The organism is Streptomyces sp. NBC_01210 (assembly GCF_036010325.1).
In the GTDB taxonomy this organism is placed as follows: domain Bacteria; phylum Actinomycetota; class Actinomycetes; order Streptomycetales; family Streptomycetaceae; genus Streptomyces.
Map to the genome: position 1 here is coordinate 5529760 of NZ_CP108549.1, position 17365 is coordinate 5547124.

Genomic DNA, 17365 nt, shown 5'->3' on the forward strand with positions numbered 1-17365 from the left:
GCCTTTCAGTCGGTGGTGATGCTGCCGAGGGATTCGAGGACCTCGCGGCGCAGGGCGACGGTGGCGGGGTCGGAGTGCGCGGCGCGTTCACGCGGCTTCGGTATGTCGAGGACACGGCCGGTGCCGAGGAGCGCGACGCGGTCGCCGAGGAAGAGCGCCTCGTCCACGTCGTGCGTGACGAAGACGACGGTGGCGCCGGTGCCGCGCAGCACGTCGACGAGCAGCTGCTGCATCCCGGCCCGGGTCTGTGCGTCGAGCGCGCCGAAGGGCTCGTCCATGAGGACGGCGCGGGGCTCGGAGGCGAGGGCGCGGGCGAGCTGGACGCGCTGCCGCTGGCCGCCGGACATCCGGTGCGGGAGCTTGGGCCCGTGCCCGTCGAGCCCGACGCGCTCCAGCCATGCCTCGGCGCGACGGCGACGTTCGGCACGCGGAACGCCCTTGATCGCGAGGGGCAGTTCGACATTGGCCCGGACGGTGCGCCAGGGCAGCAGCGCGTCGTCCTGGAAGACCAGGGCCCGTTCGGCGCGGGGGGCGGTGATGGGCTCGCCGTCCTCTGTGACCTCGCCGTCCAGCACGGCCAGCAGCCCGGCGAGGGTACGCAGGAGGGTCGACTTGCCGCACCCGGAAGGCCCGACGACGGTGAGGATCTCCCCGGGCGCGATGTCGAGATCCAGCCTGTCGAGGACGGTGGCTCCGGGGCGGCCGAGGGCTGCGCGGGAGAGGGTGAGACGGGCGCCGCGGGGTGGGGTTTTGGTGGCGGGGGAGCGCGTTTTGGAGGGGGTGGTCATGGGATACGCCTCCTTGTGCGTGCGTGCGTGCGTGCGTGCGTGCGTGTGTGTGCGGAGTGGGTGCGGGTGCGGGTGGGGGCGCCTGCGGCGGGCCACGGGGCTCCGCCCCGGACCCCGCGCCTCAATCGCCGGCGGGGCTGAATTTCGGGGCTCGGCTCGGATCCGGCGCCTCAATCGCCGGCGGGGCTGAATTTCGGGGCTCGGCTCGGACCTCGCGCCTCAATCGCCGGCGGGCTGACTTGTCGGGGCTTGCCCCCACTTAGGGGAAGGGGCGGGGTGGGGGAAATCCCCCGGGGCCGCCGGGCCGTGGGCCCGTGCTCCGTGCGCGGGAGCCACCGCGTCACCCGGCGCCCCGCCAGCTCCACCGCCGTCGACGTCAGCCAGCCCAGGACGCCGATCGTCGCCATGCCGACGAACACGCCCGGGTAGTCGACCACCGTGTAGTCCTGCCAGGTCCGGTACCCCACCCCGTACTCCCCGGAGATCATCTCCGCCGAGATCACACAGATCCACGAGACACCGATGCCCACCGAGAGACCCCCGAGGATCCCCGGCAGCGCGCCCGGCAGGACCACCGAGCCCAGTACCCGCCACCGGCCGCCGCCCATCGTGAGGACCGCCTCCTCCCAGACCGGGGTCAGGGCGCGTACCGCATGGCGGGTGGAGACCATGACCGGGAAGAAGGCCGCGGTGAAGGTGATGAAGACGATGCCTTGCTCATTGCTGGGGAAGAGCAGGATCGCCACCGGGACCAGGGCGATCGCCGGGATGGGGCGCAGCACCTCCAGGACCGGGCCGAGCAGGTCGGCGGCGAGGCGGGAGCGGGCGATCGCCGTGCCGACCGTTACTCCCGCGACCGCCGCCAGTGCGAAGCCCGTGACGATACGGGTGAGGCTGTCGGTCAGGTCCTGCCAGTACGGGCCGCTGCCGATCCTTTCCCCGAACTCTCGCGCGACGTCCAGGACCGTCGGGAACTGCTCGAAACGCAGCCACATATTCACGTCGAACGCGGTCAGCAGCTGCCACAGGCCGAGCGCGCCGGCGAGCGAGAGAGTGCGCAGGGCGTACCGGGGCCAGGCGGCGGTCATGACGCCGACGCCTGCTTCAGTGCATCGGCGTACGGGACGGTACGGGCACCCGGGTGCCCCGCGACAAACGCGGCGGCCGTGGACGGCGTGACGAAGGGCCGCAGTGTCGTGCCGTCCGCCACCCACACCGCCTTGTCGGCGAACCAGAGCGTTCCGGTGGTGGCGTCGGGGACATACGCCGCCCGCACCGCGTCCCGATGAGCGGAGACATAACGCAGCAGCTCCGCAGAGGAGTTGAAGGACTGCGTGACGGTCTTGCCCGTCAGCCACACCTCACTCCTCGCGGCAGCGGACGTGGCGGTGAGCGCCTTCGCATAGCCGTCGCCGTACGCCCGCTTCACATACTGGTCGTCGACGAACGCGTCCACATCCACGTCGCCCACCAGCTTCGCCGACTTCAGCACCGGCACGTCCTTCTTCAGGGCGTCCACCAGCCGCGGCTTGAGCGTCGGGTCGAAGGTGGCGATGCCGTTGGCGCCGTTGTAGAGGTAGACCACCTCGGGCGGCAGCCCGGTCGCCTTGGCCACCGACTCCGCGGCCGCCACCGGGTGCGCACGGAGATACTCCGTCGCGTCGGCCTGCGCCCGCAGGAAGTCCTCGAGCACCGCGGGCCGCTTCTTCGCGAAGTCCTCGCGCGCCGTGACGCCGTGGAACGTCGGCAGGTTCAGCTCCGCCCCGTCGTACAACGCCTTCGCCCGGCCCTGGAACGCGAGCAGCCCCGGCCACGCCACGAACTGCGAGAGCGCGTCCACGCTGCCCGCCTGCAGTGCGGAGGCGCCCACCGCCGGCTGCTGGTTGAGCTTGCGGATGTCCTTCTCCGGGTCGATGTCCGCCCGCTGCAGCGCCCGTACGAGCGTGCCGTCGGCCGCCGAACCGACACTCGTCGACACCTTCTTGCCGCGCAGATCCTTCAGCGACGCCACCTTCGAATCCGGTGCCGTCACCACCGTGTTGAGCCCGCCGCGCAGGTTGTAGCCGGTGACCGAGACCAGCCGCGTCGGCCGGTTCAGCTGTTTGCCGCGGGCCGCGTTGATCAGCAGCGGGAAGTCGCCCATCGAACCGATGTCGATCTTTCCGGCGGTCATCTGTGCGGTGATCGGCGCGCCCGTGGCGTAGTCCTGCCACTTCACCTTGTAGGTGACGCCGTCCCGCTTGCCGCGTGCGGCGAGCTCCCGCTCGAAGTAGCCGAGCGAGCGCAGCAGCGTGCCGGCCGTGACGGTGTTGATGGTCTTGGACTGGTAGCCGACCGTGACGGTGACGGTCGAGCCGTCGCCCGCCTCCGCGGCGCCGCCGCAGCCGGTGAGCGGCAGCAACAGGGCGGCGGCGAGAAGCGCAACTGGCTTGCGTGGCATGGGAGTTCGTACCTCTCAGCGAAGCAGATAGGGCATGTTGACGGTGACCGCGTCCGTGGGACACCGGGCCGCGCACGGGCCGCAGTACCAGCACTCGTCCACGTGCATGAAGGCCTTGCCGCTGTCCGGGTTGATCGCGAGGGAGTCGAGCGGGCACATGTCGACGCAGAGCGTGCAGCCGTCGATGCACTTCGACTCGTCGATGGTCACGGGCACGTCGGCGCGCTGGGGTGCCAGAGGCATGGCTGTCTCCAGGAGAGGGGTACGGGGTGAAGGTCAGAGGGAGCGGTGGAGCAGCCCGCTCATGGTGATGCGGTCGCCGCGGAAGCGGATGAACTCCAGGTCCACGGGCCGGCCGTCGGAGAGATGGGTGAGCCGTTCCAGCATGAGTACGGCCGCGCCGCGCGGGGCTTCGAGTACGGCGGCGGAGTGCGCGTCGGCGTTGACGGCCTCCAGGGTGATCTCGGCCGTGCCGAGCGGCTGCCCGGTGAGCGTCTCGAGCAGCCGGAACACATCGGTGTGCTCCAGGTCGCAGCCGAGCAGACCGGTGCCGATGTCCATCGGGATGTAGGTGAGGTCGAGGGAGAGCGGCAGGCCGTTCAGCCGGCGCAGCCGCTCGATGTAGAGCACATCGGTGTGCTCCGCGAGGCCGAGCCGCCGGGCCACGGGTGCGGGCGCGGCGACCGGACCGACCGTACGGACTTCGTTGGTGACGTCGCCGTGTTCGTGCAGGGTTTCGGCGAGGCCCTGCAGCCGGTCGAGGCCGTGCGAGTACTTCTCGGACACCACGACCGTGCCGACGCCCGGCTGCCGTTCGACCAGCCCCTCCGTACGCAGCAGATCCAGCGCCTGCCTGACGGTGTTGCGGGACACGCGGTAGTCGTCGCCGATCGCGCCTTCGAGCGGCAGCACGCCACCGGGAAAGCCGCCGGTGCGCGCCTGGTGGCGCAGCAGGTCGGCGAGCTGCCGCGCCTGGTCCGCGCGCAGCCGCCGCCGTCGGGCGGCGGCGACCGGCACGGTGTGCTCGCGGAAACGTTCGGCTGGCATGCGATGGACCATACCGACGCTGTGTCGACGGTGGTGTTGCCAGAGTGTTGCGCCACTCAGGGCATGGATCACACCGCTTTGACCTGCGTGTTTGTGGAGGTGGCGGAAAGATCTGCCACCCCGGGGGCGTCAGTCGCCTCCGCCGCCGTCCCCACCGCCACCGCCGTCCCCACCGCCGTCGCCGCCCCCGTCGACGGCGCCGCCCCCGTCCCCGAAGCTGCCACTACTGCTCGACTGCTTGTCCTGCTGTACGGCGCGGTGCACCGCGTACGGCGCCCACTCCTCCCGTACGAGAACCCGCAGCCGGCCCCGCTCCCGCCAGGTCTCGAATCCCGGATACAGCACCCCGGCAAGACCGATCGCCGAAGTGAAGGCGGCCAGTAGCCGGCTGCGACGGTCCGGGAAGCCGACCGTCATCGACTCGGCGTAGCGCCCCCGCGCCCGAGCCGAGCAGTCCTCGGCCGCCGCGGGGTACCGGTGGTACGGGAAGAGACCCAGGAAGCGGCGCCTCTCCACCCGCAGCACACCGCGCCCCACCAGTTGGTGCAGGCACAGCTCTTCGACTTCCCGCCCGGTGCGCCTGACCCAGGGCCGGGCCCGTACGCCGTCGCCGAACCGGCTCATGCCCGGGGCCGGGAGGCTCGCCAGGATCTGTGCCGACAGCCGGTCCTGCGGCGGCAGTGGATTGACCACCGTCACCCGGCCGTGTGCCTCGGCGACCCTGCCCTGGAGCTCGAGCTCGGCCAGGGCAGCGCCGGCCAGCCCGTACTGCAGATAGCGCCGACCGCAGTGCCGACGGCCCGTCACCGGGTCCAGGGCAAGCAGCAACAGCTCCTCGGGCAGGGTGAGTTCCGTCATTACCCGGCGCTCGGTACGATCCGGCCGGTCACTTCGCCCAGGCCCACCCGTACGCCGTCCGGGCCCGGCGCCCAGGCAGTCATGGTCACCACATCGCCGTCCTCCAGGAAGGTCCGTTTGCCCTCGGGCAGTTCGAGGGCGTCCCGGCCGTTCCAGGTGAGCTCGAGCAGCGAGCCGCGCTGGTGGACCTCGGGGCCGCTGACCGTGCCGGAGCCGAAGAGGTCTCCCGTACGGAGCGAGGCGCCGTTGACCGTCATATGGGCCAGCTGCTGGGCAGCCGTCCAGTACATCGTGGCGAACGGCGGCTCGGCGACCACATGCCCGTTGATCGCCACCGTGATGCGCAGGTCGAAGCCGCCCGGCTCCTCCTCGGCGGAGTCGTCGAGGTAGGGGAGCAGATCGAAGTCCCTGGCAGGCGCGGCGGTCCTGGCCGCGTCCAGGGCCTCGAGCGGGGTCACCCAGGCGGATACGGATGTGGCGAAGGACTTCCCGAGGAACGGGCCGAGCGGGACGTACTCCCAGGCCTGGATGTCGCGCGCCGACCAGTCGTTGAGGAGCGAGAGCCCGAAGACATGGTCGCGGAAGTCGCCGAGTGCGACCGGCCTGCCCAGCTCGGAGGGGGTGCCGACGAGGAAGGCCACCTCGGCCTCGATGTCGAGCTTCACGGACGGGCCGAAGAGCGGCGCGGCGTCGGCGGGGGTCTTGCGCTGGCCACAGGGGCGTACCACGTCCGTGCCGGAGACGACGACGGTGCCGGAGCGGCCGTGGTAACCGATCGGCAGATGCTTCCAGTTGGGGGTCAGCGCGTCCCCGTCCGGCCGGAAGATCTTGCCGACGTTGGTGGCGTGGTGCTCGCTCGCGTAGAAGTCGACATAGTCCGCGACGTCGTACGGGAGGTGCAGCGTGACCGAGCCGAGCGGGTGGAGGAGCGGCTCGATGTCCGGCCGGTGGGCGGGCACCGTGACCCAGGCGGTGAGCGCGCGGCGTACATCGCGCCAGGCGGTGCGGCCCGCGGCGAGCAGCGGATTGAGGCTCGGCTGCGCCAGCAGGGCAGCGTAGGGGGAGCCGAGGGCGTGCGCCGCCGCTCCCGCGTCGAGCACCCGGTCGCCGATGCGGACGCCGAGCCGTCGGCGGTCGGGCTCGTCGGCGGTGGTGAAGACGCCGTACGGGAGGTTGTGCGGGCCGAAGGGATCGCCTTCGGCCAGATCGAGCGGGCTCTGCTCGGGCATCGGTGCTTGCCTCGCTTTCCACGGGTGTGAGTGACACGTTACGTGGACGTTGCCCTGCGGCGGCAGGTCGCCCGCCCGACCCTGTCAGCCCGCCATGCGCGGGATGCGCTTCTCCCAGGTGCGGTGGAAGACGATCTCGCGGCCGTCCTTGCACACCACCTCGTTCGAGGTGATGAAGTCGGCCGCGTCGCAGCTGATTTCGGAGCGCGTCTCGATCCGGACGTCCCAGCCCAGTTCCGGCCGGTGCAGCCGGATCGTCCAGTCGGAGCGGGTGTGCGCGGAGTGCGGGTCGTTCTCCTGGATCGTGTACGTCTCCAGGGTGTCCTCGGTGAACTCGAGACCGTCCGGATGGACGCGGGTGCCGCCGTGGCGCGGGTCGACCTCGAGGCGCCATTCGCCCTTCGCGACATCCCGGATCACCAGCCGCTCCGGGCGCTGCTCGTCGAAGGTCGCCGGGACGCTGACGCCGAGGGGTTCGGACTGTTCGGGCTCCTCGAAGGTGATCTCGTCCGCTGTGTTCTCGCCGGTCCCGGTGTTCTCACCGGTCTCGCGTACGGGCAGTCCGAGGCGGGAGCCCGCCGGGTCGAGCGTGAAGCCGGCCGAGCCGGTCTGCGGCCAGATCCATGGCCAGTACGCGGAGGAGACGGCGAGCCGGATGCGGTGGCCCGGCGGGAAGGTGTGGCCGATGGCGTTGAGCTCGAAGGTGACGTCCTCCGTCGTGCCGGGTGGCCAGGCGTTGGCCCGTTCGCGGCCGTGGCGGGCGGAGAGGTTGAGGACGCCGCGGGTCACCAGGGTGGAGGAGCCGTCCGGGGCGACGTCGCAGAGCCGGGCGATCGCCTGGCCGTGGGGCACGTCCAGGCGCAGCCGCAGGGTCACCCGGGGGCGGCCGAGGATCTCGATCGGGTCGCCGGTGACCGGGAACTCGAAGCAGGCCGAGCCGGCGTCCTCGTCGCGCTGGTCGGGCGGCAGGTCGGCGTCGTTCCCGGAGGGCAGGAAGCGACCGGCGTCCAGGCCGGTGTGGAGCGGCGAGTCGACGATCACCGGCGCGCCCTGGAGCGCGTACAGGACGGTGGTGATGTGCGGCGAGGGCCAGGCGCTGTCACCGACCCAGTGGCCCGGCAGCTCGGCGTACGTCGTCGCGGGCGGATGCGACTCGCTGATCCAGCAGCGCAGCAGGGGCTCGGCCATGATGTCGTTCTCGAGGCCTTTGAGGTGGTGGTCCCACCAGCGCAGGGTCTCCTGCAGAAAGCCGATGGCGGGCCCGGGCGGCCGCCCCCGGTCCGGGTACTGGTGCGACCACGGGCCGATCAGCCCTCGTACACGATCGGGCGGAAGATGCTCCACCAGTCGCAGCACCGTGTCCCGGTACGGGTCGTGCCAGCCGCCCACCGCCAGCACCGCTGCTTCGATCGCCGAGCAGTCCTCGCGGACGCTGCCGTGCTTCCAGTACTCGTCGCGGATCTGGTGGGCGAGCCAGGTGTGGATGCGGGGTTCGACGGCTTCCAGCCGCTTCAGCCACATCTCGCGCCACTCGTCGCCGACGAAGAGCGGGTCCGGCGGGCGGGCGACGGAGGCGAGCAGGGTGGCGGACCAGGCGTGCATGCCGGCGGCGAGCACAGAACCGCCCATGTAGTGCATGTCGTTGTCGTACCCGTCGTCCGCCGAGCAGACCGTGACGACCGCCTTCAGCGGCTCGGGTGCGAGCGCCGCGATCCGGAGCGCGTTGCGGCCGCCCCGGCCGATCCCGAACATGCCGACCCGGCCGGTGCACCAGGGCTGCCGGGCCAGCCAGTTGACGACGGCGACCCCGTCGGCCGGCTCGGTCGTGTCGTAGGCGTCGCCCGGCATGCCCTCGCTGTTGCCGTGTCCGCGGATGTCGACCCGTACCGAGGCGTAGCCGTGGCCCGCGTACCAGGGATGACGCTGGTGGTCGCGCGGCGCGGTCCCGTCGCTGAGCCGGTGCGGCAGATATTCGAGGAGTGCCGGTACGGGCTCGTCGGTGAGCGGCCGCCAGACGCGCGCATACAGCTTCGTCCCGTCCTGGAGCGGGATACGGACATCCTCATGGCCGGTGTCGTACGGGAACTCGGTACGGATGCGCATGGCAGGACCTCGGTTCAGTACAAAAGGCCCACTCATGGGTGTATGAGCTGATCCTGAACATACCGGGGGAGGCGGGAAGGCGCCCACGGTGATCGAAACGCGACCGGATACGCTGACTTGAGTGAATCCAGCGACACATCGACAATCCGTTTGATCGTCAGCAGACAGGAGATCCCCTCGTGACCGTCGTCGGGCCGTTCGGGCTGAGCGTGCGGGACCAGGCTCTTGAGGCCGATGTCCAGACCGGATTGGCGGCTGTCGAGGCGGGGCTCCTCGATGCCACCAAGAGCGAGGTTCCCTTCATCACGGAGGCCGCGCAGCACCTCGTACGCGCCGGGGGCAAGCGCTTCCGGCCGCTGCTGGTGATGCTCGCCGCCCAGTTCGGTGATCCGCACGCGCCGGGTGTCGTGCCCTCGGCCGTGGTCGTCGAGCTGACCCATCTCGCGACGCTGTACCACGATGATGTGATGGACGAGGCCGAGGTCAGGCGCGGTGTGGACAGCGCCAACGTGCGCTGGGGCAACTCCGTCGCCGTGCTGACGGGCGACTTCTTGTTCGCGAGGGCCTCGCACATACTGGCCGACCTGGGCCCGGAGGCCGTACGCATCCAGGCGGAGGCCTTCGAGCGCCTGGTCACCGGCCAGATCCTGGAGACCGCGGGGCCGCGCGACGGCCGCGACCCGGCCGAGCACTACCTCGATGTCATCGGGGGCAAGACGGGCTCGCTGATCGCGGTCTCGGGGCGGTTCGGCGCGATGATGTCGGGCGCTGACGAGGGTGTCGTGGACATCCTCACCCAGTACGGGGAGCGGCTCGGCGTGGCCTTCCAGCTCGCCGACGACGTACTCGACATCGCCAGCGACTCGCACGAGTCGGGCAAGACGCCCGGCACGGATCTGCGTGAGGGCATCCCGACCCTGCCCGTGCTGCATCTGCGTGCACAGGCGGCGGCGCACGAGCGGCCCGAGGATCTGGAGCTCGTCGCGCTGCTCGACGGGGATCTGACGGATGACGACCGGCATGCCGAGGCGCTGCGGCTGCTGCGTGCCCATCCGGCCCTCGAGCAGGCCAGGCGGGACACCGTGCGGTACGCGGAGGAGGCGCGGGCGATGCTCGCTCCACTGCCCGAGTGCTACGCCAAGGCCGCTCTGGAAGAACTCTGCGACGCGGTGGTCCACCGCGCGGGCTGACCCGTCCGTTTGCCTGTGCGACACCTCCCGTACACCCTCCTGGCGGGTGTGCGCACGCCCTCTCGCGATCTGTGACGCGGGTCACATTGTTGGATTGAGTCTAACCTAGGATCCACTCCGTACTCATGCCCAGAAGCTGACGCAGTGGGCGTTGGCATCGTGTACGGGGAGATTTCGTAATGAAGCGGAACACGACCATCCTTATCGGTACCACCGCCGTCGCCGCCGCGGCCGGCGTCGCTCTCACCGTCCTGCCGGCCTTCGCCGACAGCAACAGCTCCGCAGCCGGGCACTCGGGCCACGCGGACAGCGCCGCGGGCATCGCCGTACAGAGCGGTGCCGGCAGCCGCTCCGACCGCGGCGCCGCCCTCTTTGTGGCGAGCCTGAACGGCGCGAGCGAGGTGCCGGTCCAGGACGGGCCCGCCGTCGGTGACCGCGACGGTGCCGCGCTGGAGTTCGTGAAGGTCAAGGGGGACAAGGTGTCCGTCGCCGTGAAGTTCCGCGGGACCGACAAGCCGACCGCCCTCCATATCCACCAGGGAGTGAAGGGCACCAACGGCGGCATCAAGATCGACTTCACCGGGCTGCTGAGCAAGGGCAAGACCAAGAGCAAGGGCTGGACCGGCGCCGTCACCGGCACGGTCAAGGTCACGGACAAGGCCGTGCTCGACGCCTTCAGGACAGACCCGAGCGGTTTCTACGCCAATCTGCACACCGCCGAGTTCCCGGGCGGCGCGGTCCGCGGCCAGTTCCACAAGGTGACCAACTCCTTCGCCTTCGACAAGGCGCTCGACAACGTGCAGGCCTCCGTGGTCAAGGGCAAGCAGATCTACGAGTGCAAGAAGGGCGACGACGGCAAGCTCTCCTTCCAGCAGCGTGATGTGCGCGCCGTCCTCGGCGGGCACATCGCCCACTCCTTCACCGCCCCCAACTCCGGCACGCCGCAGTGGATCGCACCGGACCACAGCGCCGTCACCGGCAAGCTGATCAGCAAGACACCGAACGGCGACAAGAACATCGCCGAGCTGGACCTCCAGGCCACCCAGTCCGGCAAGAAGCGGGGGCTGCTGGCGAACACCCAGGAGATCTTCCGGCTGAACACCGTGGGCGGCGTCGCCCTGGCCGGCAGCTGCGGGCAGGGAGCGATCGTAGGCGTCCCCTACGGGGCGGACTACGTCTTCATTCAGAAGTAACCGGTCCTGCAACAGGGCTTGCGGCGCTTCCCCCACTGGTTGGGGGAGGCGCCGCGCCTCTACTGTCATCCCAGAGCAGTAGGCCAAGTTGCTCCCGCGGTCTGACGCTTCTGCAGGCCCGGTTTGGTCAGATGAATACACCACGCCTGACCAACCACGGAGGTAGGGCACACCATGGCACCGAACGACAGCGCACAGACCACCGAAGAGGCCCAGGACCTCGCAGCGGGCCGCCGCAAGGCAGCGCGCTACATCGTCCCGGTCGCGGTGGCCGGGGTGGCGGCGGCGACCATCGGGCTCGTCCCGGCGCTCGCTGCCTCCGGTGACCCCGATCTGCCGAAGATCAGCGCGCAGGAACTCATCGAGAAGATGGCCGCGTCGGACACCCAGCAGCTCTCCGGCACGGTGAAGATCAACACCGACCTCGGCATCCCGTCGCTGGGCGGCCTGGCGGGCCTGGGCGGCGGCTCCCTCGGCCCCAAGGGCGGGGAGCAGGGCGGGTCGGGCTCGTCCGCCGCTCCCGAGGGCAAGCTGATGGAGCTGGCCTCCGGCTCGCACACCCTGCGGGTCGCCGCCGACGGCCCCGACAAGGCGAAGGTGTCGATCCTGGAGGACACCGCCGAGTACAGCCTGATCCACAACGGTGACGAGGTCTGGGCTTACGACAGCGCCTCGAACGAGGCCTTCCACGCCAAGGACGACGGCAAGGGCGACAGCTCCGGCAGGAAGGCCTCCGGCAAGGAGCACCAGGCCCTGCCGAAGGACCTCCCGAGCACGCCCAAGCAGTTCGCCGAAGAGGCGCTCAAGGCCGCGGGCGACACCACCTCGGTGACCGTCGGCGGTACGGCGCAGGTGGCCGGCCGTGATGCCTACCAGCTGGTCATCAAGCCCAAGCAGAGCGGCTCGACGATCGGCTCGATCAAGGTCGCGGTGGACGCCAAGAACGGCGTGCCGCTGAAGTTCACGCTCACCCCCAGCAGCGGTGGCAAGGCCGCGATCGACGTCGGCTTCACCAAGGTCGACTTCTCCGAGCCGGACGCGTCGACCTTCAACTTCACCCCGCCCAAGGGCGCGAAGGTGACGGAGGCCGACGAGCTGAAGCAGGACAAGGGAGCCAGGAACCACGAGGACTTCATGGGCCTGGAGGACTTCCAGGGGCTGAACGTCATCGGCAAGGGCTGGAACGCCATCGCCAAGATCGAGGCGCCGGGCGGCGAGGGAATCACCCCGCCGAAGAAGGACGGCGATCTGCCGCCGGAGGCCGAGAAGTTCCTGGACGCGCTGGGCGACCAGGTCCACGGCAAGTTCGGCTCGGGCACGGTCTTCAAGACCCGCCTGGTCAATGCCCTGATGACGGACGACGGCACGGTCTACGTCGGCGCAGTGACCCAGGACGCGCTCGTGAAGGCCGCGAACGAGGCAAAGTAACACCAGGTCAGGCATGACGACGCGTGCTTACCGTCCGCCCCGCCGTACGCTCCGTACGGTGGGGCGGACCGCTGACCGAGTGAACGGGGGACCGGAATGACAGCCGTCATCGAGACGCATGGGCTCACCAAGCGTTACCGGGGCGGGCAGTTGGCCGTCGAGCGGCTCGATCTCAGCGTGCCTGACGGCAGCGTCTTCGGGTTCCTCGGCCCCAACGGCTCCGGCAAGACCACCACCATCCGGATGCTGATGGGGCTCATCGAGCCGACCGCGGGCAGCGCCACGGTCCTCGGTCTGCCCATGCCGCGCGCCGTCCGCACCGTACTTCCCCAGGTGGGGGCGCTGATCGAAGGGCCCGCGCTGTACGGGTTCCTGAGCGGCCGCGACAATCTGCTGCGCTACGACTCCGCCGACCCGAGCGCCGATCCCCGAACGCGGCGCACCCGTGTCGCCGCCGCGCTGGACCGGGTCGGGCTGACGCAGGCCGCGGGCAAGAAGGCCAAGGCGTACTCGCTCGGGATGAAGCAGCGGCTGGGGCTGGCCGCCGCGCTGCTGCAGCCGCGCAAGCTGCTGGTGCTCGACGAACCGACGAACGGTCTCGATCCGCAGGGCATGCGGGAGATCCGTTCCCTGGTACGGGAGCTGGCGGCCGACGGCACCACGGTCTTTCTCTCGTCCCATCTGCTCGACGAGATCGAGCAGGTCTGCACGCATGCCGCGGTGATGGCCCAGGGCCGGCTTCTCACCCAGGGCCCGGTTGCCGATCTCGCGGCGGGCACGCGCGGGCGGCTGGCCGTCACCACCCCCGACCCCGCCGACGCCGCCCGGCTCCTCAAGGAGCTGGGGGTCACCGATCTGGCCGTGACCGGGGACGGGGTGACGGGCGAACTGCCGGCCAAGGAAATCGAGCTGGCGGAGATCAACGCCGCGCTGGTGCAGGGCGGTGTACGGGTACGAGGCTTCGGCATCGAGCGCGCCTCGCTCGAGGACGCCTTTGTCGCGCTGACCGGAGAGGGCTTCGATGTCGCAGGCTGACACTCTCGTACGCGAAAGGACGAGCAGCCCGCTGTGGACGTTCGGCCTCTTCCGCTCCGAGCTGACCATCACGTTCCGCCGCTGGCGCACGCTCGCGCTGCTGGGAGTGCTGGCCGCCGTACCCGTACTGATCGGCATCGCCATCAGGGTCGAGACGAGCGGCGGCGGGCCGGTCGGCGACGGCAGGGGTGGCGGCCCCGCTTTCATCACCCAGATCACCAACAATGGCCTGTTCCTGGTCTTCGCCGCGCTCGCCGCGACCCTGCCGGTCTTCCTGCCGATGGCGATCGGCGTCGTCGCGGGTGATGCGATCGCGGGCGAGGCGAACTCCGGCACCTTGCGCTATCTGCTGGTCGCCCCGGCCGGACGCAGCCGGCTGCTGCTCGCCAAGTACGCCACCGCCTGCGCCTTCTGCCTGGTGGCGACCCTGGTCGTGGCGGTGTCCGCGCTCGCCGTCGGCTCGCTGCTCTTCCCGCTCGGCGATGTCACGACCATTTCCGGCACCCGGATCTCCTTCGGCGACGGACTGCTGCGCGCCGCGCTGGTCGCGGCCGTCGTCGCCGCGTCGCTGAGCGGGCTCGCGGCGCTCGGTCTCTTCATCTCGACACTCACCGGCAGTGGCATCGCGGCGATGGCGACGACGGTCGGACTGCTGATCACGGTGCAGATCCTGGACACGATTCCGCAGCTGCACGGGATCCATCCGTATCTCTTCCCGCACTACTGGCTGTCGTTCGCGGACCTGATGCGAGAGCCGGTCTACTGGGACGAGGTGCTGAAGAACCTCGGTCTGCAGGGGGTGTACGCGGCGGTGTTCGGGTCGGCGGCGTGGGCGCGCTTCACGGCGAAGGACATCACCGCGTGAAGAACCTCATCCAGGTGAAGAACCTCACCGGGTGAAGAACTCCTCGGCCCGGGCGGCCGCGTCCGTGTCGCTCTCCACCTGACCCGTGCGCGTACTCCAAAGATGACTGCATGCGTGCGCAGTATATGCACACGCATGCAGCCTGTGGGGGGTGGCGGTCGTGGGACCTCTCAGAAGGTGAGCTTGAAGCTGTTGATGTAGCCGGTGTCCTGCGCCGCCTTGTCCTGGACTCGCAGCTTCCAGGCGCCGTTGGCGACCTCGGAGGAGGCGTTGACCGTGTACGTCGCCTGGACGTTGTCCGCCGAGTCGGAGGAGCTGAACGGCTTCAGGTTGTACACCGTTCCGTCCGGGGCGACCAGGTCGACGACCAGGTCCCCGCGCCAGGTGTGGATGATGTCCACGCCCACCTTGAGGGTGGCCGGGGCGTTGCCCGTACGGCCCGTGACATTGACCGTCGAGGTGACAGCCGCGCCGTTGTCCGGGATCGCGACGTCCGTCGTGGTCTCGTACACGTCACCCGGCGGTGTGGTCGTCCCGGCGGACAGTGTCCAGATCGCGTGCGCGATCGCATCGCTGTTGCGGTCGAGCGCGGTGTCGTCGATGTTCGCCGAGGTGTCGCAGGAGGAGTGGTAGCAGCGGTCGAAGGCCTGGCCGGCCGTGCCGCCCCACTTCTGGGCCTGGGCCGCCGTCTTGGTGTAGTCGGCGCCGGTGAACAGGCCGCCGACGGGGACGCCCGCGTTCTTGAACGGCGCGTGGTCGGAGCGGCCGTCGCCTTCGGTCTCGATCTCGGTCGGGATGCTGAGCCCCGCGAAGTAGTCCTTGAAGGTCTTCTCGATCGTCGGGTCGTCGTCGTACACGAAGTAACCGGGGTTCGGCGAGCCGATCATGTCGAAGTTCAGATAGCCGGAGATCTTCGAACGCTCGGCGGCGGGAAGGTTGTTGACGTAGTACTTCGACCCGACCAGGCCCAGCTCCTCGGCACCCCACCAGCCGAAGCGCAAATGCTTCGCAGGCTTGAACTGGGCGCGGGAGACGGCGAGCGCGGTCTCCAGGATGGCCGCCGAGCCGGAGCCGTTGTCGTTGATCCCGGCGCCCGCGCTGACCGAGTCGAGGTGCGAGCCGGCCATCAGAATCTGGTTGGCGTCACCGCCCGGCCAGTCGGCGATCAGGTTGTAGCCGGTCGCGCCGCTGGAGGTGAACTGCTGGAGGGACGTGGTGAATCCGGCCGCGTCCAGCTTGGCCTTCACATAGTCGATGGACGCCTTGTAACCGGCGCGGCCGTGCGCACGGTTGCCGCCGTTGGCGGTGGCGATCGACTGGAGCTGGGTGAGATGCGCCTTGACGTTGGCGAGCGGAATGTCGGGGGCGGCGAGCGCGGGTGCCGGGGACGCGGGTGCCGGGGACGCGGTCGCTGCGGGCGCGGTGCTGACGAGCAGCCCGGCGAGGGCGAGCGCGGCGGCCGCGGCCGTGCGTCTGGTGACGGAGAGGGTCATGTGTGGGGGCTCCGGATTCCGTACGGGGGCGGGACGGAACGTGCGAGACGCCCTGGGACGGCGGGTCTCAGGGCGTTGGAGCTGTTGGTGCGCAGTGCGTGCTGAGAGTTCAGCGAGAGTTTGACTCACCGTCAAGGGCGGAAACCGGACAGTCGCGTTCGTATAGCGGACTGGGCGGATCGCGGAATGGTCAATGCCGCGGTGCTGTTCGAGTACGGGGCCCGCAGGTCAGGACCGGATGGCGCAGTTGGGCCGCAAGCTGTGTGCATGCCCATGCCCGCACCTGTGCCCATGCATATGCATGTCGACCCGTTCCCCATCCTGGAGGCCTTGGTCCGGCAGGTTCTGCGCGTCGGTGTGGTCACGCTGCTCTTCACCGTGTGCGCGATGGGCCTGCTGGTGGGCGTTCTTGCGCTGGCCACACGGCGCGTTCGCCGCCGCCGGAGAGAGGCCGAGGAGGAGTGCGGGGGGCTGGAGTCCTTCGCATGGGAGGAATCGGAGTAGGCGGATCCGCCGGCCTACCGCCCCCACTGCCCCACTGCCCTACTACGCCGCTACTCCACGTGGGTTCCGCCTGCGATGCGGGGACTGGCGGTCCGGCCGGTCCGGGGAGTCCCGCCGTGTGTCAGGCGGTGGGTTCCGTCTGCGGGGCGGGAGCCGAAGCCGGTGCGGGTGCGGGTGCGGACGCCGCGGCCGCGGCCGCGCGGGCCGCGCTCGCGAGGCGCAGCGCCGCCGCCCTCGTACGCCGAGCCGTCCGCAGCGCGTCCCACGTCAGGCAGGTCAGCGCCAGCCACACCAGCGCGAAGCCCGCCCACCGCTCCGCAGGCATCGCCTCGTGGAAGTACAGGATCCCCAGCAGGAACTGGAAGACCGGAGCCAGATACTGCAGCAGCCCCAGCGTGGAGAGCGGTACCCGGATCGCCGCCGCGCCGAAGCAGACCAGCGGCGCGGCGGTCACCACGCCCGTCGCGGCGAGCAGCGCCGCATGGCCGGTGCCGTGGGTGCCGAAGGTGGCCGAGCCGTCCGCGCCCAGCCAGAGCAGGAAGCCCAGCGCCGGGAGGAACTGGATCGCGGTCTCCGCGGCCAGCGACTCGAGACCGCCGATGTTGACCTTCTTCTTGACCAGGCCGTACGTGGCGAACGAGAAGGCGAGCGTGAGCGAGATCCACGGCGGCTGTCCGTAGCCGATCGCCAGCACCAGCACCGCCGCGAAGCCGGTGGCGACCGCCGCCCACTGCATCGGGCGCAGCCGCTCCTTCAGCAGCAGAACGCCCATCGCGATGGTGACCAGCGGGTTGATGAAGTAGCCGAGCGAGGCCTCGACGACATGGCCCGAGTTCACGGCCCAGATGTAGACGCCCCAGTTGACGGTGATGACCGCCGCCGCGACCGTGATGAGCCCCAGCTTCCGGGGCTGCCGTATCAGTTCACGGATCCAGCCCCACCGCTTCAGCGCCAGCAGCGCGATGCCGACGACGACCAGTGACCAGACCATCCGGTGGGCGAGGATCTCCACCGCACCGGACGGCTTCAGCAGCGGCCAGAAGAGCGGGACCAGGCCCCACATCCCGTAGGCCCCTATCCCGTACAGCAGTCCCGCCCGCTGTTCACCGTCCGACTTCACTGGCCCCTCCTGCCCTGCGTGCATCACCTCGTCGAAGGTACGCGGCGCGGGGGCAGGCTGTCATGTCCGTAT

The 17365-nt window shown here is 70.2% G+C and carries 16 protein-coding genes; 6 read left to right on the top strand and 10 right to left on the bottom strand.

Features of this window, described 5'->3' with window-relative positions; all coding sequences use genetic code 11:
- Positions 1 to 5: 5 nt before the first annotated feature.
- From OG735_RS25180 to OG735_RS25215, 8 genes are all read right to left on the bottom strand, one after another.
- Entirely contained in the window at positions 6 to 788 is a 783-nt protein-coding gene (locus OG735_RS25180; RefSeq protein WP_327325426.1) for an ABC transporter ATP-binding protein, read from the bottom strand.
- 170 nt (positions 789 to 958) lie between these two features.
- Positions 959 to 1876, bottom strand: coding sequence for an ABC transporter permease (locus tag OG735_RS25185; protein WP_327325427.1), 918 nt, complete (start codon positions 1874 to 1876; stop codon positions 959 to 961).
- Positions 1873 to 3228, bottom strand: coding sequence for an ABC transporter substrate-binding protein (locus OG735_RS25190; protein ID WP_327325428.1), 1356 nt, complete (start codon positions 3226 to 3228; stop codon positions 1873 to 1875). The genes OG735_RS25185 and OG735_RS25190 overlap by 4 nt, the downstream gene beginning before the upstream one ends.
- 15 nt (positions 3229 to 3243) lie before the next feature.
- The gene (locus OG735_RS25195; RefSeq protein WP_266533934.1) at positions 3244 to 3471 is read right to left on the bottom strand and encodes a 4Fe-4S dicluster domain-containing protein; all 228 of its coding nucleotides are present in this window, start codon (positions 3469 to 3471) and stop codon (positions 3244 to 3246) included.
- Positions 3472 to 3504: 33 nt separating this feature from the next.
- On the bottom strand, positions 3505 to 4275 hold the full coding sequence (locus OG735_RS25200; RefSeq protein ID WP_327325429.1) for a GntR family transcriptional regulator: 771 nt from the start codon (positions 4273 to 4275) through the stop codon (positions 3505 to 3507).
- A 129-nt stretch (positions 4276 to 4404) separates the two neighbouring features.
- A complete protein-coding gene (locus OG735_RS25205) occupies positions 4405 to 5133 on the bottom strand; it encodes a GOLPH3/VPS74 family protein (protein ID WP_327325430.1) in 729 nt (242 codons plus the stop codon).
- Complete coding sequence (gene fahA / locus OG735_RS25210) at positions 5133 to 6362, bottom strand: fumarylacetoacetase (RefSeq protein WP_327325431.1); 1230 nt, start codon at positions 6360 to 6362, stop codon at positions 5133 to 5135. Before fahA ends, OG735_RS25205 begins: the two co-directional genes overlap by 1 nt.
- An 84-nt stretch (positions 6363 to 6446) precedes the next feature.
- The gene (locus OG735_RS25215; protein ID WP_327325432.1) at positions 6447 to 8465 is read right to left on the bottom strand and encodes a CocE/NonD family hydrolase; all 2019 of its coding nucleotides are present in this window, start codon (positions 8463 to 8465) and stop codon (positions 6447 to 6449) included.
- 179 nt (positions 8466 to 8644) lie between these two features.
- Between OG735_RS25215 and OG735_RS25220 the strand changes: the two genes are divergently transcribed.
- The 5 genes from OG735_RS25220 (at position 8645) to OG735_RS25240 (ending at position 14176) form a co-directional block, all read left to right on the top strand.
- Positions 8645 to 9655 carry a polyprenyl synthetase family protein gene (locus tag OG735_RS25220; RefSeq protein ID WP_327325433.1) on the top strand — a complete coding sequence of 337 codons (1011 nt, stop codon included), beginning with the start codon at positions 8645 to 8647 and terminating at the stop codon, positions 9653 to 9655.
- Between the two features lie 179 nt (positions 9656 to 9834).
- Positions 9835 to 10848: a CHRD domain-containing protein gene (locus OG735_RS25225; protein ID WP_327325434.1), complete on the top strand. Its 1014-nt coding sequence runs from the start codon at positions 9835 to 9837 to the stop codon at positions 10846 to 10848.
- Between the two features lie 174 nt (positions 10849 to 11022).
- Positions 11023 to 12276 (top strand): LolA family protein, encoded by a 1254-nt coding sequence (locus OG735_RS25230; protein WP_327325435.1) that lies wholly within the window; start codon positions 11023 to 11025, stop codon positions 12274 to 12276.
- Positions 12277 to 12372: 96 nt separating this feature from the next.
- Positions 12373 to 13311, top strand: a complete 939-nt coding sequence (locus OG735_RS25235; RefSeq protein WP_327325436.1) for an ABC transporter ATP-binding protein — start codon at positions 12373 to 12375, stop codon at positions 13309 to 13311.
- A complete protein-coding gene (locus tag OG735_RS25240; RefSeq protein WP_327325437.1) occupies positions 13298 to 14176 on the top strand; it encodes an ABC transporter permease in 879 nt (292 codons plus the stop codon). Before OG735_RS25235 ends, OG735_RS25240 begins: the two co-directional genes overlap by 14 nt.
- Positions 14177 to 14346: 170 nt before the next feature.
- Here OG735_RS25240 and OG735_RS25245 read toward each other — a convergent pair whose 3' ends face one another.
- A complete protein-coding gene (locus tag OG735_RS25245) occupies positions 14347 to 15669 on the bottom strand; it encodes a M28 family metallopeptidase (protein WP_327325438.1) in 1323 nt (440 codons plus the stop codon).
- Between the two features lie 267 nt (positions 15670 to 15936).
- Between OG735_RS25245 and OG735_RS25250 the strand changes: the two genes are divergently transcribed.
- Positions 15937 to 16173 (top strand): hypothetical protein, encoded by a 237-nt coding sequence (locus tag OG735_RS25250; protein WP_327325439.1) that lies wholly within the window; start codon positions 15937 to 15939, stop codon positions 16171 to 16173.
- 121 nt (positions 16174 to 16294) lie between these two features.
- On the opposite strand, the gene rarD is transcribed toward OG735_RS25250, so the two are convergent.
- Positions 16295 to 17293: an EamA family transporter RarD gene (gene rarD / locus OG735_RS25255; protein ID WP_327325440.1), complete on the bottom strand. Its 999-nt coding sequence runs from the start codon at positions 17291 to 17293 to the stop codon at positions 16295 to 16297.
- Between the last annotated feature and the right edge of the window lie 72 nt (positions 17294 to 17365).